The organism is Nostoc sp. FACHB-190, assembly GCF_014696905.1.
In the GTDB taxonomy this organism is placed as follows: Bacteria; Cyanobacteriota; Cyanobacteriia; order Cyanobacteriales; family Nostocaceae; genus Nostoc_B.
This window is the reverse complement of sequence record NZ_JACJQW010000001.1, coordinates 39,483-57,909: the sequence shown is the minus strand read 5'-3', so window position 1 is coordinate 57,909 and position 18,427 is coordinate 39,483. Positions and strand designations below refer to the sequence as shown.

General features: G+C 41.5%; 18 protein-coding genes. 9 read left to right on the top strand and 9 right to left on the bottom strand.

Features of this window, described 5'->3' with window-relative positions; all coding sequences use genetic code 11:
• The first annotated feature begins 206 nt into the window (after window positions 1-206).
• Window positions 207-1,718, top strand: a complete 1,512-nt coding sequence (locus H6G28_RS00265; protein ID WP_190668033.1) for a peptidoglycan-binding domain-containing protein — start codon at window positions 207-209, stop codon at window positions 1,716-1,718.
• A gap of 50 nt (window positions 1,719-1,768) precedes the next feature.
• Window positions 1,769-1,969 (top strand): hypothetical protein, encoded by a 201-nt coding sequence (locus tag H6G28_RS00260; protein WP_190668030.1) that lies wholly within the window; start codon window positions 1,769-1,771, stop codon window positions 1,967-1,969.
• 68 nt (window positions 1,970-2,037) lie between these two features.
• Here H6G28_RS00260 and H6G28_RS00255 read toward each other — a convergent pair whose 3' ends face one another.
• From H6G28_RS00255 to H6G28_RS00245, 3 genes are all read right to left on the bottom strand, one after another.
• Complete coding sequence (locus H6G28_RS00255) at window positions 2,038-3,813, bottom strand: ribonuclease J (protein ID WP_190590476.1); 1,776 nt, start codon at window positions 3,811-3,813, stop codon at window positions 2,038-2,040.
• A 242-nt stretch (window positions 3,814-4,055) separates the two neighbouring features.
• Window positions 4,056-4,940, bottom strand: a complete 885-nt coding sequence (gene dapA, locus H6G28_RS00250; RefSeq protein ID WP_190590477.1) for a 4-hydroxy-tetrahydrodipicolinate synthase — start codon at window positions 4,938-4,940, stop codon at window positions 4,056-4,058.
• Window positions 4,941-5,080: 140 nt separating this feature from the next.
• Window positions 5,081-6,124: an aspartate-semialdehyde dehydrogenase gene (locus tag H6G28_RS00245; protein WP_190668027.1), complete on the bottom strand. Its 1,044-nt coding sequence runs from the start codon at window positions 6,122-6,124 to the stop codon at window positions 5,081-5,083.
• Window positions 6,125-6,907: 783 nt separating this feature from the next.
• Between H6G28_RS00245 and tig the strand changes: the two genes are divergently transcribed.
• From tig to H6G28_RS00220, 5 genes are all read left to right on the top strand, one after another.
• The gene (tig, locus tag H6G28_RS00240; protein ID WP_190590479.1) at window positions 6,908-8,332 is read left to right on the top strand and encodes a trigger factor; all 1,425 of its coding nucleotides are present in this window, start codon (window positions 6,908-6,910) and stop codon (window positions 8,330-8,332) included.
• Between the two features lie 373 nt (window positions 8,333-8,705).
• On the top strand, window positions 8,706-9,404 hold the full coding sequence (gene clpP, locus H6G28_RS00235) for an ATP-dependent Clp endopeptidase proteolytic subunit ClpP (protein ID WP_190590480.1): 699 nt from the start codon (window positions 8,706-8,708) through the stop codon (window positions 9,402-9,404).
• 9 nt (window positions 9,405-9,413) lie between these two features.
• Entirely contained in the window at window positions 9,414-10,754 is a 1,341-nt protein-coding gene (gene clpX / locus H6G28_RS00230) for an ATP-dependent protease ATP-binding subunit ClpX (RefSeq protein ID WP_190590481.1), read from the top strand.
• 128 nt (window positions 10,755-10,882) lie between these two features.
• Entirely contained in the window at window positions 10,883-11,791 is a 909-nt protein-coding gene (locus tag H6G28_RS00225; protein ID WP_190668010.1) for an alpha/beta fold hydrolase, read from the top strand.
• 17 nt (window positions 11,792-11,808) lie between these two features.
• Window positions 11,809-12,432, top strand: a complete 624-nt coding sequence (locus H6G28_RS00220; protein WP_190668007.1) for a Uma2 family endonuclease — start codon at window positions 11,809-11,811, stop codon at window positions 12,430-12,432.
• Window positions 12,433-12,591: 159 nt separating this feature from the next.
• Here H6G28_RS00220 and H6G28_RS00215 read toward each other — a convergent pair whose 3' ends face one another.
• The 4 genes from H6G28_RS00215 to H6G28_RS00200 form a co-directional block, all read right to left on the bottom strand.
• Complete coding sequence (locus tag H6G28_RS00215) at window positions 12,592-12,903, bottom strand: nucleotidyltransferase family protein (RefSeq protein WP_199332743.1); 312 nt, start codon at window positions 12,901-12,903, stop codon at window positions 12,592-12,594.
• Between the two features lie 85 nt (window positions 12,904-12,988).
• The gene (locus H6G28_RS00210; RefSeq protein ID WP_190668841.1) at window positions 12,989-13,243 is read right to left on the bottom strand and encodes a UPF0175 family protein; all 255 of its coding nucleotides are present in this window, start codon (window positions 13,241-13,243) and stop codon (window positions 12,989-12,991) included.
• 209 nt (window positions 13,244-13,452) lie between these two features.
• Window positions 13,453-13,641, bottom strand: coding sequence for a hypothetical protein (locus H6G28_RS00205; RefSeq protein WP_190668005.1), 189 nt, complete (start codon window positions 13,639-13,641; stop codon window positions 13,453-13,455).
• Between the two features lie 94 nt (window positions 13,642-13,735).
• Entirely contained in the window at window positions 13,736-14,725 is a 990-nt protein-coding gene (locus tag H6G28_RS00200) for a GTPase family protein (protein WP_190668001.1), read from the bottom strand.
• 318 nt (window positions 14,726-15,043) lie between these two features.
• Here H6G28_RS00200 and H6G28_RS00195 point away from each other — a divergent pair, with 318 nt between their 5' ends.
• Both H6G28_RS00195 and H6G28_RS00190 read left to right on the top strand, forming a co-directional pair.
• A complete protein-coding gene (locus H6G28_RS00195) occupies window positions 15,044-15,541 on the top strand; it encodes a helix-turn-helix domain-containing protein (RefSeq protein WP_190667985.1) in 498 nt (165 codons plus the stop codon).
• A 129-nt stretch (window positions 15,542-15,670) separates the two neighbouring features.
• A complete protein-coding gene (locus H6G28_RS00190; RefSeq protein ID WP_190590484.1) occupies window positions 15,671-16,519 on the top strand; it encodes a DUF4351 domain-containing protein in 849 nt (282 codons plus the stop codon).
• 36 nt (window positions 16,520-16,555) lie between these two features.
• On the opposite strand, the gene H6G28_RS00185 is transcribed toward H6G28_RS00190, so the two are convergent.
• On the bottom strand, window positions 16,556-17,341 hold the full coding sequence (locus tag H6G28_RS00185; protein WP_190667983.1) for a DUF4058 family protein: 786 nt from the start codon (window positions 17,339-17,341) through the stop codon (window positions 16,556-16,558).
• Window positions 17,342-17,417: 76 nt separating this feature from the next.
• A complete protein-coding gene (plmA, locus tag H6G28_RS00180) occupies window positions 17,418-18,401 on the bottom strand; it encodes a transcriptional regulator PlmA (protein ID WP_190590485.1) in 984 nt (327 codons plus the stop codon).
• Window positions 18,402-18,427 lie beyond the last annotated feature (26 nt).

Here is an 18,427-nt window from a genome sequence, read left to right as displayed (position 1 = left end):
GCGATAGCGTAGCGTTAGCGACGCAGGAGCGTCTTTTAGATTAAATCCAAAATTTAAAATCCAAAATCCAAAATTCTGCGGGGTGGGGCTTGTACCCTAAAGAATCCAAAATCCAAAATCCAAAATCTAAAATTCGGAGGGTCAAGCGAAATACTTTTTTCTTGTACTCAGGGAATTGTCATCAGCCGAAAACTTGGGAAAACATCATGGAAGCCATTGGTTATCTTCATGTCGCCTCAGCCTACGAAGCCTCAGAAAACATAGAGATTGTACCGATAAAGTTAGAATTTAAATTTTGGCAGTGGCCTAAACTGTCTAGCCCTGTGGCAATGCGGCTTTTATCTGTAGCACTGACTATCGGAATTTTAAACCTAGCTGACCAAACTTTCGCCCTTCAGCAAGTAGGTAGTCGTGGCACAGCAGTTACAAATATTCAGCAGTGCTTAAAAAATTTAGGTTATTTTAAAGGTTCTGTAACTGGCAGATTTGCAAACTTAACTCAACAAGCAGTGAGTAGCTTTCAAAAAGCGCGAGGGCTGGCTGTTGATGGAATTGTGGGTGCGAGGACTCAGCAGGCTTTACAACAATCATGCCAAAGTGGGACTCCCAGTGACAGTAGTAATGGACAATTGCGCTTTGGTAGTAGAGGTACAGCCGTTGCTCAATTACAACAAAACCTCCGCAATTTAGGCTATTTTAACGGCCCTAAAACTGGCTATTTTGGCTCACAAACTCAACAAGCACTCATCCGGTTTCAACAAGCTTCCCGAATTCCGGCTAACGGAGTTTTTGATAGTAGAACAGCCCAAGCACTACAAAGTAATTTAAGTGTTGGTGGAGAATATCCGACTCTGGCGGAAGGTAGCCAAGGCCCAGCAGTCACCAAACTACAAAAACGGTTGCGAGACTTGGGCTACTTTAAGATGAATCCCACCGGGAATTTTAGAAGCGTCACCAAAAATGCTGTCATTGCCTTTCAACGCAAAGCAGGTTTACCCGCCACTGGGGTTGCAAATGCCCAAACTTGGGATGCGCTGTCTAATCCTCCAGTTTCTAGTAAACCCAATACTTCCAGTCAACAAGTAAGGGATGTACAACAATTACTGAGAGATTTAGGCTACTATTATGGCGATTCGACTGGGACTGTCGGCACGTTAACAAGAAATGCGGTTGTAGAGTTCCAACGAGACAATAAACTCACAGCCGATGGCATTATTGATGCCCAACTTGTAAAAGCGGTGCGCCAAGTCTGGACAGCGAGATATTCTAATCAACCAACTAGGGTAGTTCTCTCAATGGGTGCAAAAGGAGAGAATGTCAAAGCAGTCCAAGGGCGTTTGTCAGAATTAGGATATTTTAACCGCTCATTAGATGGGGTGTTTGGCGAATATACCAAAGCGGCTGTAGTGGAATTTCAAAAGGAATATCGCTTAAACCCTACAGGTAAAGTAGATGCACAAACTTGGAAAGCATTAGGTTTTGATAATTCTGTGGCGCTAAATCGTCCGGTGAGTAGTCGTTATTATGTAGCAGCAGTGCCAATGCAAAATGGCGATACCCTCGACAAAGTGCGTCGCTTTGTTCCCAATGCTTTTCCAGATGTGTCCATGTCAGGAAATTATGTGAATGCTGGGGCATTTAGCGATCGCTCTGTTGCCGAAAATCTCACAAAAATGTTACGCTCCAAAGGCTTAAATGCCAAAGTGCAATTTCTTTAAGACTTCGCTAGTCTAGAATCTAGTCGGTCAGATCCAATACCAGCAAAATAATGCCAGACTCAGCATTTGTGATCTTTATTATCTTCGGGGTTGTCTGGATAGTTATGGGCGCAGTTGCGGTCATTGCGCTTTTCAAGTCGGAAGGACAAAAACTGCGTTTTGATCAATGGGGACTGCTCGTAACTATCCCGATTATCGTCCCAATTGTGATTGTTTTGTTATATCAAGTAATCAGACCATTAATATTTTAGAGACGTTTTAATACAACGTCTCTAAAATATTATTTACTCAGCACTCAGCACTCAGCACTCAGCACTCTTTAAGATGCTACTTGTGCAGCCGTCCGCGTCCGTCTTCTTCTACCATCGGTAACTTTCATTGTTGCTTCTGGTTCGTCGGGAATTTGCATTAACAAAGTCACAGTTGGTTGACATTGCAATTCTCGCCGAATTGAACGTGCTAATTCTCTTTCTAACGTTCCTTGCAATCCACCCCAGTCTACATCTGCTTGCTCGCTGCCCAAAGCCGCAAATTCTGACCAGCGCACGCCGAGGATTTCTTCAATGCGTTGCTGTACCCATTTTTGGATCAGCGATCGCTCTACACTGGTAACAACACCCCGCAGATGAATTTCTGGCTTGGCCATCAGTTTACCAGTCCAATCAATCGCTGCGGCAATTGTCACAATTCCTTCTTCTGCCATCCGTTGCCGTTCTTGCAGCACCTTGGCACTCACCATACCAGAACTAGAAGTATCTACCAGTTCAATCCCAGATTTCACTTGAGTTCCAACACGGATGGAATTTTCCGTTAGTTCTATAACATCTCCATTCTGGATAATCACCATGTTTTCGGCGGGGATACCCATACTTTGGGCAGTTTCGGAGTGTTTCACTAACATCCGATGTTCGCCGTGAACCGGGACAAAGAACTTGGGACGAGTTAAGGCAATCATCAGTTTTTGGTCTTCTTGACAGCCGTGACCAGAAACGTGAATTCCCTTATCTCTGCCATAGACAACCTTCGCACCTTGCAACATCAACTTATCAATGGTGTTGACAACTGCGATCGTATTGCCGGGAATGGGGTTAGCCGAGAAGACTACAGTATCCCCTTCGCGGATTTTGATGTGGGGATGTTCTTTATTGGCAATGCGGGTCATGGCTGCCATTGTCTCACCTTGAGAACCTGTGGTGAGAATCAACACGTTTTCATCTGGCAGATTGCGAACCATGTGTAGTGGTTGCAGTAAGTTATCTTCACATTTGACATAACCCAAGTTACGGGCATGGGCAATCAAATTCAACATTGAACGCCCCACTACCGTGACTACGCGGTTATGTTTCTGCGCCAGTTGCAAAATCATGTTGATGCGATGCACAGAAGAGGCGAAGGTGGTAACAAACAATCGCCCAGTGGCTTGACTGAATACCCGATCCAAGTTGGGATAAACAGAACGTTCTGAAGGTGTAAAGCCTGGTACTTCTGAGTTGGTGGAATCACTCAACAAGCACAGCACGCCTTTTTCGCCATGTTCTGCCAAGCGTTGCAAGTCGAATTTTTCGCCATCAACTGGGGTATGGTCAAATTTAAAATCCCCTGTGTGAATTACGACACCCAGGGGAGTATGAACAGCAACCGTGAAACTATCCGCGATGGAATGGGTGTTGCGGATGTACTCAACAAAGAAATGTTTACCAATTCGCACGACATCACGGGGCATCACTGAACGCAACTCTGTGCGATCGCGTACACCTGCTTCTTCTAGTTTGCCCTCTAGCATAGCCATTGCCAGTCTTGGCCCATGAATCACCGGGATTTCAAACTGCTTCAAGTGAAAAGCAATGCCACCAATATGGTCTTCATGACCGTGGGTGACGATCATCCCTTTGATTTTGTCACGGTTTTCTCTGAGATATGTCGTATCAGGCAGGACAATATTTACACCGTGCATTGCTTCCGTGGGGAAAGCTAAACCTGCATCTAATAAAACAATTTCATCTTCGTATTCAAAAATACAGGTATTTTTGCCAATTTCATGTAAACCGCCCAAAGGAATAATTTTTAGGGCGGAGTCAGCTTCGTTTTTAGCCATTTTCTCCTTAGTTAGATTGTGGTTTAGTGTTAATAAATTGAAGGTTAGCAAGCTTGTATTAAAGACAACACTGGCTCTCTCTAGGAAAGCAGTCAAATTTCGTTTAGATTTTCAACTTTTGGTGCAATAAAATCGAAATTGTCAATATCTGAGCAGTAATAGCACTGTTTGGAAAAGTGCTTCCTGAAAATCTGCCCATTATTCATATATAGATTTGCGGCAAATTGCCAATCATCTACTGCCTAAATTAAATTCAGTTTCTGAAGCACCGCCTCCAGTTTTTGGCTTATTTCCGAGTCAGCATCACATAGTGGCGGACGAGTTGAACCAACCTCCCAACCTTGAAGTTTGAGTGCTTGTTTAATGGGAATGGGGTTTGTAGTGATAAATAAAGCTTTAAATAACGGGAAGAGTTGGAGATGAATGTCTCTAGCTTCTGCAATTTTTCCCGCACTAAAAGCTTGAATCATCTGCTGTAGTTGGTTTCCTACCAGATGAGAAGCCACACTGACTACTCCTGTTGCCCCCAGTGCTAACAAGGGCAAGGTAAGGGAATCATCTCCAGCGTAAATCTGAAATTCTTGTGATGTCAAGCGACGGATTTCACTTGCCTGGTCTAAATTACCACTGGCTTCTTTTATTCCAACAATATTATCAATTTCTGCTAATTTGGCAACGGTTTCGGCACTGAGATTTTGACCGGTACGACCAGGAACGTTATATAACAACACGGGGGTTTCAGGGCAAGCTTGGGCAATTGCCTGAAAATGTTGATATAGACCAGCTTGGGGCGGTTTATTGTAATAAGGTACAACTTGTAATGTACCGTGTACTCCTATTTTAGCCGCCTTTTGGGTTGCTGCGATCGCTTCTTTGGTGGAATTGGAACCACATCCTGCTATAACTTTGGCTTTGCCGGACACAGCCTGCAATATTTCCAAAAATAGCTGGTATTCCTCCTCCCAAGTTAGGGTTGGGGATTCTCCTGTTGTACCGCATACCACCAACGTATCTGTCCCGTTGTTAGCTAGATGCGCTGCTAGTTCTGCCGCTACACCATAGTTGACACTACCGTCTGGTTTAAACGGTGTGATCATAGCGGTTAAAACTCTACCAAAATCTCCCACCCTCGTTTTTCTCCTGATTACCTGCTTGGTTTTTGTTATGTTGGTGGTTTTCTATAATGTAATAGCTTATTCGCCAATTACTTTCAAGAGTGATGCACTCATTTGTTTTCTGCCATTAATGTTGAACTGATGACACAAAACTACTGAGAAGCATAAGCTGCTGCTGAGGTGAGCAGATTTTTTTCCACTAATAATTCTGCAATCTGCACGGCGTTTAAAGCTGCACCTTTGCGGATTTGATCACCACAAAGCCACAGTTCTAAGCCACAGGGATGAGATATATCCTGACGAATTCTCCCCACTAACACTTCATCCCGGCCAGTTGCTTCTATGGGCATGGGGAAATGATTTGCCCGCCAATCTTCTACTAGTTTTACCCCTGGCGCATTACTTAAGATTTCTCTGGCGGTATCTGGGCTAAATGGAGTTTCAAATTCTAGGTTAATGGCTTCGGAATGGGCGCGAAGTACGGGAACCCGTACACAAGTTGCACTAATCCTAATTTCTTGGGTGCCAAAAATCTTCCGCGTTTCATTCACCATTTTCATTTCTTCTTCACAGTACCCAAAATCATTGATCGGGGTATTGTGAGGAAATAAATTAAATGCTAAAGGATAAGGCAGAATTTCTGCAACTGGTTCTTGTCCTTGGAGAATGGCAGCAGCTTGCGTCTTCACTTCTGCCATTGCTTTGGCACCAGCACCACTGGCTGATTGATAGGTAGCGGCAATAATCCGTTTGATCGGTTGGATTTGATGTAAGGGCCAAATTGCCACTGTCATCAAAATTGTTGTGCAGTTGGGATTGGCGATAATACCTTGATGGGCGGCTGCGGCTTGGGGATTCACTTCCGGCACAACTAAAGGCACTTGGGGGTTCATCCGAAAAGCACTGGAGTTATCAATGACAACTGCGCCTTTTGCAACGGCCACGGGAGCCCATTTTTTCGATGTGGAACCACCAGCACTGGCTAACACTAAATCTACATTTTCCAGAGCGCGATCGCTAACTGGTTCTACTATTAAATCTTCTCCTTTAAATTTAAGCGATCGCCCCGCGCTGCGTTCAGATGCTAGTAATTTTAATTCCGCCAATGGAAAATTTCGGCTTTCTAATAATTCCAGCAACTCTGTACCAACAGCACCAGTCGCACCCAAAATAGCTACACGATATGTTTTAGACAAATGAACTTCCTCCCTTCATTTAAGAGGTGACGAATAATGTTTTGAAATTGAGATTTATGGCAATAGCAATAGCAGATTTTGAATAATTCTTTGGTTCTATTTCAGGTTTTTAATCACAGTAGGTTAATTTTTGGGTTACATATCTTAATAAATAAATGAGAAATTTACAATTTTTTATAATTACCCAGTGAATTTCCTACCAACTCAAAAAGTATATATCATTTTACAACAAATTACGGCTCAGAAAAAAACCTCTAGTAAATCAGGCTCAACCATAACTATTCTTGAGCAGGACTTACGCACCAAGATTGTCTATGAAGATTGGGTGTAATAGCCCAGCATAAAAGCAGGACTAGTACAGGTCGACGGCAATAGACAGATCACACTCCGACCATACTCAGTGACCATAAAAAATTGCTAAAAGGCTTGTGGTATCACTATTCTTTTTTTCCTTTTGCCTTTTGCCTTTTCCCTTCTTGCACTAGTCGCTTTACTCAGCACTCTCAAGCCAGGAGGCAGATTATCAATGTACTATGATCCAAGTGGCATTCAGCCAAGCAAGTTTAAACTGGGACTTGTTGGGTAAACAGACCCCACAAGTTTACAGAAAGAGGGTGTATAGGTAAATTTATTGTGGTAAAGTGTCAAGTCCTTTGCCATTGGCAGTAAACTGGATATCTACTGAAGGCACTTGCCATTCCTACCTAGAGATATCAAAGCGCATAAGCGTTAAATTGTGGCTTATGTGTTCTTGGAGTTAAAAATACTAAATAGAGACGCAGCATGAAAGTTACCCAGGAGAAACTTCCCGCCAGCCAAATCGGGCTAGAGATAGAGATTACACCAGAAATCACTCAAAAAACCTACGAACAAGTTATTAAAAACTTATCCAGTACTGTTAATATTCCTGGGTTTCGTAAAGGTAAAGTGCCTAGACCGATATTGCTTCAGCGCCTGGGGGTAAGTCGCATTAAAGCCACCGCCTTAGAAGAACTGATTCAAGATGGCATCGAACAAGCGGTTAAACAAGAAGATATTCAAGCAATTGGTCAGCCGCAATTGCGCTCTTCCTTTGAAGACTTGATCAACAATTATGAACCGGGAAAACCCCTGACATTCGTGGTGGCTGTGGATGTAGAACCGGAAGTCACCCTGAACCAGTACACCGGGTTACAAGCCCAAGCAGAAGAAATCAAATATGACCCCACCCAGGTAGATAATGTCCTGGAAAAAGAACGCCAACAAATGGCAACACTCATTCCAGTCGAAGGTAGAGCCGCCCAAATTGGTGATGTGGCTGTTGTCGATTTTCAAGGGGTGATAGCTAAAGCTGAAGGCGATGATCCTGATGCGGAACCAACACCAATTCCTGGCGGTGATGCGACTGATTTCCAAGTCGAGTTACAGGAAGATAAATTTATCCCTGGTTTTGTCACAGGTATAGTCGGGATGAACCCTGGGGAAACCAAGGAAATCTCCGCCCAGTTTCCAGATCCTTATGTCAACGAAGAATTAGCAGGCAAACCAGCAATTTTTACAGTCACCCTCAAGGAATTGAAGGAAAAAGAACTGCCAGAATTAGACGATGATTTTGCTCAAGAAGTCAGCGATTTTGAAACCTTAGAAGAACTGCGGAAATCTTTAGAAGATCGGTATCAAAAAGAAGCTGAAGATAAAACTAAAACCAACAAGCAAGAAGCACTACTGGCAGAACTACTGAAGCACGTAGAAATTGACTTGCCAGGAACCTTGATTGAGCAAGAAGTTGATGCAATGCTGACTCAAACTGCTATGCGCTTGGCGCAACAGGGTTTGGATGTGAGAAAGCTGTTTACTCAAGATATTATTCCGCAATTGCGGGAGAGGTCTCGCCCAGAGGCAATTGAACGCATCAAACGTTCTTTAGCCCTACGAGAAATCGGCAAACGCGAATCTTTGGTAGTTACCCCAGAAGAACTCCAAGCCAGAGTGACAGAACTTTTAGAGCAGTATGCTGATGAAGATATTGACGAAGAAAAACTCAACTCAATGGTGGAAAATGAACTGCTGAGTGACAAAATTCTCAATTGGCTCTTAGACAACTCATCAGTTGAATTAGTCCCAGAAGGCACTTTAAGCGCCCAAGCAGAACCAGCAGATGAAGCAACTGCACCTGAGACTGAGGAAAGCAACAGCGAAGCTACGGCAGAATCAGCAGTAGAAGGTTAGGGGTGTAAGGGTGCAGGGTGCAGGGAGAAAATGACTCAGCACTCAGCACTCAGCACTTCCCTTCGGCTATCTCTACTTTTGGGCGATCGCAGTTCTGTTTTGGGTAGATTAGGCTAGGGTAGTAAGTATCTGGTTCGAGTGTGAAAAATTATTACTCAGCACTCAGTCGTCAACATTTAAGGGAGGCTTAAGATTGCTGGAATTTTAGACAAAATTCTTTACCTGTAACGACCTGAGCTTGATACTGTGTTACACGAGAAAAATCTGGATGAGGCATAATGGTTAACACATAGCTCAAATCAAAATCTCATCCGTGAAAAAAGCAGCGATCGCTGCCTTAAGCTAAGTCCTATTAATTCTCAGATATTCTCCTATGCTTTTATCGCAGTCGGGAAATTACCCCATCATCAGTTCCAGCCACCTGGCTATTAACTCCCATTTGAATGGACCTAACAGCATTGTGCCAACTGTGGTAGAGCAGTCAGGGATGGGAGAAAGAGCATTTGATATCTACTCCCGCCTGTTACGAGAGCGGATTATTTTTTTAGGAACAGCCATCGATGATACCGTTGCTAATTCCATCGTGGCGCAGTTGCTGTTCCTAGATTCCGAAGACCCAGAAAAAGACATTCAACTGTACATAAATTCTCCTGGCGGTTCCGTCTACGCAGGAATGGCAATTTATGATACAATCCAACAAATCCGCCCTAATGTGGTTACGATCTGTTTTGGATTAGCTGCAAGCATGGGGGCATTTTTGTTAGCTGCTGGAACCGCAGGTAAGCGTATGTCTTTACCTGACTCTCGAATTATGATCCATCAACCCCTAGGTGGCGCTCAAGGTCAAGCCATTGATATAGAAATTCAAGCCAGAGAAATTCTTTATATCAAGGCACAGTTGAATCAGTTATTGGCTCATCATACTGGTCAACCTCTAGAGAGAATCGAAGCAGATACAGACCGCGACTTTTTCATGTCGGCAGAAGAAGCTAAAAATTACGGTTTGATTGATCAGGTAATCTCCCGACAAAATCTTCCCACAGCTGGGGAAAACGTCACCATTCTGAAATAAGAGGCTGGTATGTCTAAGTACGACTCCCATTTAAAATGTTCGTTTTGTGGCAAGTCTCAAGAGCAGGTGCGTAAGTTGATCGCAGGGCCGGGAGTTTACATCTGCGACGAGTGCGTTGACTTGTGTAATGAAATACTAGATGAGGAGTTACTGGACACCAATGGTGTAGCGCCACAACCAGCACCAAAGTCTGAAGTGCCTCAAAAACGGCGGAACCGTTCTGCTAATCTCTCGTTTAATCAGATACCAAAACCCAGAGAGATTAAAAAATATCTCGATGAGCATGTCATTGGCCAAGAGGAAGCTAAAAAAGTTTTATCAGTCGCAGTTTACAACCACTACAAGCGGCTGGCAATCTTGCAGTCTAAAGGCAGTGGCAAAAACGGAGCAGATGACGCAGTAGAGCTACAGAAGTCTAACATTTTGTTAATTGGCCCGACTGGTTGCGGCAAAACCCTGTTAGCACAAACTCTAGCCAAGATTTTAGATGTACCTTTTGCCGTGGCGGATGCTACCACGTTAACAGAAGCGGGCTACGTCGGTGAAGATGTGGAAAATATCTTGCTGCGCCTGTTGCAAGTAGCAGACTTGGATGTAGAAGAAGCACAACGCGGGATTATCTACATCGATGAAATTGATAAAATTGCCCGCAAGAGTGAAAACCCATCAATTACACGAGATGTTTCTGGTGAAGGCGTACAACAAGCATTACTGAAAATGCTAGAAGGTACGATCGCCAATGTACCACCACAAGGCGGACGTAAACATCCGTATCAAGACTGCATCCAAATTGATACCAGTAATATTCTATTTGTCTGTGGTGGCGCTTTCGTTGGCTTAGAAAAAGTGGTAGAGCAAAGAGCCGGTAAAAAGTCAATCGGTTTTGTACAGCCAGGAGAAGGCCAATCAAAAGAAAAACGCGCCGCCGATGTGTTGCACAACCTGGAACCAGATGATTTGGTGAAATTTGGGATGATTCCCGAATTTATCGGACGGATACCAATGGTAGCAGTAGTAGACCCATTGGATGAAGAAGCTCTGATGGCAATTCTCACCCAACCGCGCAGTGCTTTGGTGAAACAGTACCAAAAACTGCTGAAGATGGATAACGTCCAATTAGATTTTAAACAAGATGCTTTAAGGGCGATCGCTCAAGAAGCCTACCGCCGCAAAACGGGTGCAAGAGCATTGCGGGGTATTGTAGAAGAACTCATGCTAGATGTAATGTACGAGTTACCATCTCGTAAAGACGTGACTCGCTGCACAGTAACAAGGGAAATGGTCGAAAAACGCTCTACCGCCGAACTAATAGTACATCCATCTTCACTACCAAAACCAGAATCAGCGTAAATTAGTGCTAAGTGTTGGGTTTTAAGTGCTGAGTATTGATTAAAGTTAGGAAAGAGGAGTTTTGAGTGAGGAATTAATTACAAACTCAAAACTCCTAACTTTTATCTCCTAAATGCTAACTCTCAAACATGCCTTATATTGCTGTTCGTGGCGTTGAACATTACTACGAGTGGGTGAAACAATCATCTGCTGCTGTGAACAAACCTGTGATGGTATTCGTTCACGGTTGGGCTGGTTCAGCTAGGTATTGGAAAAGCACTGCGGAAGCTTTATCAGACCAATTTGATTGTTTACTCTATGATATGCGCGGTTTTGGGCGTTCTGGTGGTAAGCCAACCCTAGTCCCAGCTAGTGAGTCTGTTGCTAATTCTGTGTCTAGTCAAGAAACATCAGCCGCAATTCAAGAGTTAACTTATGAATTGGAAGAATATGCTGATGATTTAGCGGTACTTTTAGATAAGTTGCATCTTGGGCGTGTTTACATCAATGCTCATTCAATGGGTGCGTCCGTTGCAACATTATTTTTTAACCGCTATCCCCACAAGGTAGAGCGAGGAATTTTAACTTGTAGTGGGATTTTTGAATATGATGAAAAAGCTTTTACAGCCTTTCATAAATTTGGCGGTTATGTAGTTAAATTCCGTCCCAAATGGTTAGGGAAAATTCCATTTGTTGACCGGATGTTTATGGCGAGATTTTTACATCGTTCCATACCAAAAGCTGAACGTCAGGCTTTTCTACAAGATTTTTTAGATGCAGATTATGATGCTGCTTTAGGCACAATTTTTACTTCTGTTAGTAAAGCACAATCGGAATTGATGCCGCAAGAATTTGCTAAATTAACAGTGCCAACACTGCTAATTGCGGGTGAATATGACCAGATTATTCCCGCCGCAATGGGAAAACAAGCCGCAGCCATGAATGACCAAGTTGAGTTTGTGTTGATTACTGATACAGCACATTTCCCCATGTTGGAAGATGCGCCGACTTACTTACAACGGGTGCGAGAGTTTTTGCAAGTTCCTTCTATTGTATAAATGTAGAGGTTGTAACTATGGCTCAAGCCTTACCTAGAGTAGTAACATTTGCGGAATTTGCTGCGTGGCGACCCGAAGGGGGACGTTACGAATTGCATGATGGAGTGATTGTGGAAATGGCACAACCGGTTGGAGGTCATGAAGGAGTTGTGGGTTTTTTAGTTGAAGAGGTTGTGCCAGAATACAAACGGCTAAAATTACCGTACTTCTTACCAAAAACCGCGCTAGTCAAACCACCTGACAACGAATCAGGTTACTCCCCTGATATTTTGTTATTAAATCGGAAAAATCTGGTTCACGAACCACTGTGGAAAAAAGAATCAACCGTGATGGACGGTGCATCCATACCCTTGATTATTGAGATTGTCAGTACTAACTGGCGTGACGATTATCATAAAAAGTTTGCAGACTATGAAATTATCGGTGTATCTGAGTACTGGATTGTAGATTATGCCGCGTTAGGGGGACGAGAATTTATCGGTAATCCTAAAGAACCTACGATTTTTATCTGTGAATTGATTGATGGGGAATATGTAAAAAGAATGTTCCGTGGTAATGATGTGATTGTTTCGCCTTCTTTCCCCAACCTTAACTTTACTGCACAACAGGTTTTTGATGCGGCTCTGACAGAGGAAGAATAATTATTAATAGTAATTTTAAATATAGCAATCCTATCTGAGTTGTGAAAAAGTATTCTTTTTAACGAACCGCAAAGGACGCAAAGGACACAAAGAAAGAAAAGAAAGAGAATTTTACAAATGATTTAGGATTGCTATCTGTCAGATACATCCGACTATCCTTCACAACAATATAGCCTCGTGCAGAACTTTATCTCGAATTAAGTAATGCAAATATTGAGTTGTGACAACATCAACTTTACGATTTAATAAAACTTCTAAATCTTGGATTAACCCACCAGGAAACCAAGCTGATATTTTGTTTAAATCATAATCAATCAAAAAATCAATATCACTTTCTTCTGTTTCTTCTTTTCTGGCCACGCTACCAAAAACTCGTAGGTTATATGCTCCATGTTTAGCAGCGATGTGGAGAATTTCTTCTCGCTTTTCTTGGAGTAATTGCTTTAAACTAATTTTGAGGTTTTCTTTCATACTATTTCCACATTAAGTGGTGGAAAGTGTTTGTATATTATATTATAAAATAACAATTAAAGGTGAAGAGTTAACAATGACGCAACTAATCGACATTCATTACTTCCTCTGCTAACTCTTGAGCAGTATATTGCATAAAATCTACTTGATAGCGTGCTAAAGCATTGATAAATTCAGTACGAGTTAGTCCATAAACTTCTGCTGCTTTCGCTTGCGATATTTCACCTAATTCATACCATTTGACTGCTGCGGCAATTCGCATTTCTTGAACAAACTCTTCAGGGTTTTTGCGAAGTGCTGAAAATACTGTTTCTGGTAATTGAATTGGTATTGTTCGTATAGATTGATAATTGATATTTAATTTTATATTCTTATTATATAAAAATTCCGAGTCAGTAGAAAAGATTATAACCTTGATTTTTTTAATCGGGGTTATGGAAAGGAGCGATCGCCTGATGATTGGAGATGGTAAACTAGGGGCGATCGCTCTTAAAGAAGATATTTTTTTAACCCAGCTTACCTACTGAATTAAGAAACTTGTTAACCGCATTACAGACTACGAAGCCAATTCCAAATATCTGATCCAATTTGGATAACAATACCAATTACTTCATATATCAACTTTATTAACCAAGCGGTATCATTGGCATCAAGAGCGTCCCGCAAATTCTCAGCAAAACCGTTATCAGTGTCAATTCGTGTATTTATTTTACGCTTAAGTTCCTCTTTATCCATCATTTCTCCTTATAATTTTCATTGAATCTGAACACTGAAATAAATAAACTGAACATCAGTCATAAATTACTTAACATCACACAGATCAAAGATAAATTTACATTTTTGATAGTTCAAAGATAATTTCATCTTTTTGAGCGTCGTATGCCACTATATTTGAAAAGTTGCGTGCTTTATCCCAAGAGACATTGTTCATATCTTTAGATATAAATTTACCAAATCTTAAACTCGCTTCACCACTGATTTTGTTGACAATAACGCTCATCAGTTTGGCAAGATTATATCTAAAGCGAGAAGAACAATAGATGACATCTGAGTTCTCATAAAGACGTATAAAAATACCTGTATACCTGGGATAGTCCTTTTTGAGCCTATTTAGCGTAGATAAAGACATTACTCCAGAATAATAAACAAAGTATTTGTCAGAAGTGAAATTCTCTAATTTCAAATCAAAGATGCCATCATGAAATGTTTTGGATACAAACTTATCTTTATATGGTGTTATCAGCGAATCTTTAAAATAAGCTGCTTTGGCATCCAAAAGTTTTTCTGTTACTTCCGTAGCATCAAATATAACGTTATGTCCTTTTTTGTAGAGAATCCAGGGTTCTGGTGTAATTAAATCTGCCTTGCTCAGTACAAACGTTAACTTGCTTAATAGAATTGATTGTTCGCGTTCTGGCAAGTGATATAGTATTTTTTGAATGGCCTCTAGATCAAATGTCACAGAGCGGCTATCAGCGTGACATAACCACAGCGCGACATCAGCCTCAAGAATTTTTTGCCGATAATTGTTTAGATACTCTGCATCAGCTGAAGATGATTCTCCAATACCGGGCATATCCCAGAACCAAAGTTCGTATCCATCGCCACTTTTTTCAATGTGCTTTTCAGGAACCTTTGTTTCTGGCTGAATATCGTTGGTTTTCAATTTAATACCAAATAGTGCATTAATGAGTGAAGATTTACCAACTCCAGTTTGACCCATTACGACAACAACAAAAGGTTTGTTAAGTGCAGCATTAATCCGACTTTGTATTTCCTCTTGCTGTTTAGAGCTAATACTCTGCTTTTTCCAGTCAAGCATGATTAAACTTCCCTCTCTGAAATTATCAGATTTAACACAACCTAATTTCTCAATTATTTAAATCAAAAATTCATAATGCAGTTACTTCGGAAATACCGAAGTATCACACAAGGATATTTGTATCGGCAAATTTGTAATTGCAAGCAACGCGCATTTGCTAATACACTTTGAGATTAATCAGTCCACTCACTATTTGTGACAACCTTGTATCCGAGTTAATGCTTTAAAAGTAATATACACTGACCAAAAGCTAGTTATTCGCTGATAAATATAAGATTTGGGTTAGAATTACATCAGGAATTATTGAGGATAACACTGATGGCAGCCACTGATGAGCATTTTGCCCAAGCAGCCAGTGAATGGGATTTAGAGACTTTATACGCAGATTTAGCCTCTGCTAAGGGAAAACGACTGACACCAGTGGAAAAGCTACATCTGCGGGGGTTGCTTTGTGGTCACAGTCCGGCGGAAATTGCGGAAAAGCTCAGTAAAAATGGCAAGGGTGTGGAAACTGACCTGTGTGCAACTGTGTATAAATACGTTAAGGGTTTGGTTGATAAGGGTAATGGCAAGGTAGAAAATTGGAGAAATATTTCAGAATGGTTGGAAGAAGCTGGTTATAAAAGTATTTCTTCTGCAAGGGTGCAGGGATTAGAGTTATTACCTGAAAAAAGTATAGTGAATATTACAAATATTAATATCGAGAAAAATCAAATAGTATTTTTAATTAACCTGCGAATTCCAACTCAATTATCTTCAGATTTGCCGATAGAAAACTTAGGCGAAGATACTTTTAAAGACTTAGAATCGCCATAGTTTTAGTTTTAAACGCAGAGGCTTGCTAAGGTCAACGCATAGGCGCTTCGCCTTCCCGAAGGGTAGGTACGCAGAGTCTTTAGTCCAGATATTAATCGTATACAGAATAATTGCTAATATTTACCCTCAATGTCCTACGATAACTTATGTAAACTACTATCAGAAAAATATCCAGACAGCTTCGCTACTTGGGTAATGGGTGGAGAACAAACTTCCGCAGAAGTATTAAAAACAGAATTGAGTATAGAGCCAATTCGAGCAGACTATGTAACATTTATGCGGTTACAAGGACGAATTCTCCATTTGGAATTTCAAACAAAAATAGAATCGGAACCACCATTACCTCTGCGAATGCTGGATTATTGGGTGAGACTATATCGTTTGTATCGATTACCAATTACACAAGTAGTAGTGTTGCTTTTACCACCAGCAGCAGGAACGATAATTGAAACATGCTTTGAGTTAGAGTCTACACGCCATGAGTATCAGGTAATTAAGATGTGGGAGCAAGACCCAACAGAATTACTTAAGGATATAGCTTTGTTACCTTTAGCACCACTAGCAGCTACAACAAAACCGGAAGCTTTATTACAAAAAGTTGCTCAAAGAGTTACTCAACTTGAGCCAGAACAGCGACGAGAGGTATCTGGCTATGTTCAAATCTTAGCTGGGTTAAAATTTGAGAAGAATTTGATTCAGCAAATGTTTCGGGAGGGTATGATGCGCGAATCTGTGATTTATCAAGAGATCCTTCAGGAAGGCCTTCAAGAAGGTCGTCAGGAAGGACTTCAGGAAGGTAGACTGGAAGAGGCGCGATCGCTCATCCTGCGACTATTAACTCGTCAAATCGGGGATTTACCACAAACAATGCGATCGCAACTCGATGAACTCTCTGTCAATGAGTTAGAAGCTTTGGGTGAAGCTTTGCTTGATTTTAAACAGTTGACAGATTTAGAGTTCTGGTTATTGAATCGCTAGGGTTGCTTGGATGCTGTATTTATAACATCAGACTTACTACCTCAATCCTTGCTCTTTCAGAATTGCATCTATCCAAGCTACATTCTCTGCTGAAATTGGAGGTAATGGTTGTTGAGTATAGTCAATTACTAAATCATAGTTACCTTCTTCATATAGCTGATTAATTAATGTTTGTAAATCGAGTAATGGTTCTGTATCCCCTTCACGTAAAGGTAAGAGAAAAGCAGGTATAGGATTTGGTAAATTAAATGGGTATAAATCAGCCTTCGGGCGTGTTGTCGCGCGACTGACCAAAATTCTATAGTCAGTTTGTAAATTGTTTTGGAGCGGCTGGATTGATTTACCATCCCGCAGTAAATCAATTTCTACTAAATTAGTGTAACTGCCTAAAACCTGTAATCGTTTTTTTATATAGGCATTTCTTCCTTCACCTGGGCGTTTGTTTTTTGGCGATAAGATTTCAATTGTGGTGACAACTTCTTGTGTTGTTATATCTCGTACTTCTAAGTAGGTTTCTTTGACAGTTTCTGGCATAGCAACATCAACTGTCACAGCTTCAACAGATGGTAATTTTACAGTTAAGGTAGCTGCTTCTGGTGATGATTTTTGTGTTGTACTCTGCACTGAGACATCAGCAATTCCAACTAACAGTGAATCTTCATCAATTGTCTGATAGACTCGCTTTTCTATAGCAACTTTATATTTAGGACGCAATTGAGGATTCAATATGCGGAAAATTGCCGCAATTAATAGATTGTGAACTTCCGACCAAAATAGCGGATTTTCTAAATACGGGTTCATCCCTGGAAATGCTGAAGCCATCGCCACACCTCCAAATAGTTACTATTTTAATTCTTCATTAACTAATTGGTCTGAGCTATTGTATCGGTGTTGCTGATTAACTCAAACCTAACTCGCGTTTTAGTAAGTTAATTGAATCCAACCCAATATAATTTTCTACCTTCATTAATTTTGGTGGTCGAATAATATCTTCAGCCGCCGCTTGTACCGCTAATTGTACTGCCCGGAAACTAGCGACATCACTAATAATAACTTCCGCCCGCTTGACAATTGCCTGAAGTTTATAAGCATCTTTTGGTTGTGAAGTCATCACTAGTAGTTCATCACCACGTAAACCGTGCAGAATAACTTCAGCCGCACGGGCAATGCCTGTACTCAGGCTAACTATGCCTATACAATGATCTTTCGCTAAGTTTTTGACTAGATTCAGTTCTTTACTGTAGTCATAGATATCGAGAGGGATGACTCTGACAGCTTTTGGCGCAGCAATTTGTTCAACCTCACCAATAAAATAGCGACTGGTAACGACTGTAGCCGAGTTAGTTTTATCCAACACAGCTGCTAATTCTTCCATTCTGATTAACTGGATGGGTATTTTCAGAGATTGCTCTAATTCGTACACCATCAATTCCCCAGCGCCGATATCTTGAGAAGGGACAGCAACCAGTACTTGGGCGCTACAACGCAAACGCCAATCCATTTCTGCCAAAAATAGCTCGCGGGCTTGACTGAGAGAACAGCCTTGGGCAAGGAGTTGATCAAGAGCTTGCTGTACGACTTTGTATGCTTCGGGGTGTTGTTGGAGAATGGGTGATTGTAATCTACTACCGCCCTCGTGTCCTTGAGCGCGGACATAAATTCCTGAACCTGCCAGACTTTCTACTAAGCCTTCGTCTTCTAGCTGTCGATAAACTTTACTAATAGTGTTGCGGTGTAACCCAGTTTGCATAGCTAATGCCCTTGTGCTGGGCAATTTGTAAGCTGGGGGATATTGGCGAGATGCGATCGCAAACCGGATTTGATTAAATAACTGGGTAGAAGCGGGAATTTCACTGTCTGGCTGAATACGGAATTGAATCATCACCAAAACTCCTGAATCAAGCAACA

Bases quoted from the DNA above. Each gene is read 5' to 3' on its own strand.
- H6G28_RS00265 (WP_190668033.1), top strand. From the start codon at position 207: ATGGAAGCCATTGGTTATCTTCATGTCGCCTCAGCCTACGAAGCCTCA.
- H6G28_RS00260 (WP_190668030.1), top strand. From the start codon at position 1,769: ATGCCAGACTCAGCATTTGTGATCTTTATTATCTTCGGGGTTGTCTGG.
- H6G28_RS00255 (WP_190590476.1), bottom strand. From the start codon at position 3,813: ATGGCTAAAAACGAAGCTGACTCCGCCCTAAAAATTATTCCTTTGGGC.
- tig (WP_190590479.1), top strand. From the start codon at position 6,908: ATGAAAGTTACCCAGGAGAAACTTCCCGCCAGCCAAATCGGGCTAGAG.
- clpP (WP_190590480.1), top strand. From the start codon at position 8,706: ATGCTTTTATCGCAGTCGGGAAATTACCCCATCATCAGTTCCAGCCAC.
- clpX (WP_190590481.1), top strand. From the start codon at position 9,414: ATGTCTAAGTACGACTCCCATTTAAAATGTTCGTTTTGTGGCAAGTCT.
- H6G28_RS00225 (WP_190668010.1), top strand. From the start codon at position 10,883: ATGCCTTATATTGCTGTTCGTGGCGTTGAACATTACTACGAGTGGGTG.
- H6G28_RS00220 (WP_190668007.1), top strand. From the start codon at position 11,809: ATGGCTCAAGCCTTACCTAGAGTAGTAACATTTGCGGAATTTGCTGCG.
- H6G28_RS00215 (WP_199332743.1), bottom strand. From the start codon at position 12,903: ATGAAAGAAAACCTCAAAATTAGTTTAAAGCAATTACTCCAAGAAAAG.
- H6G28_RS00205 (WP_190668005.1), bottom strand. From the start codon at position 13,641: ATGATGGATAAAGAGGAACTTAAGCGTAAAATAAATACACGAATTGAC.
- H6G28_RS00200 (WP_190668001.1), bottom strand. From the start codon at position 14,725: ATGCTTGACTGGAAAAAGCAGAGTATTAGCTCTAAACAGCAAGAGGAA.
- H6G28_RS00195 (WP_190667985.1), top strand. From the start codon at position 15,044: ATGGCAGCCACTGATGAGCATTTTGCCCAAGCAGCCAGTGAATGGGAT.
- H6G28_RS00190 (WP_190590484.1), top strand. From the start codon at position 15,671: ATGTCCTACGATAACTTATGTAAACTACTATCAGAAAAATATCCAGAC.
- H6G28_RS00185 (WP_190667983.1), bottom strand. From the start codon at position 17,341: ATGGCTTCAGCATTTCCAGGGATGAACCCGTATTTAGAAAATCCGCTA.
- plmA (WP_190590485.1), bottom strand. From the start codon at position 18,401: ATGATTCAATTCCGTATTCAGCCAGACAGTGAAATTCCCGCTTCTACC.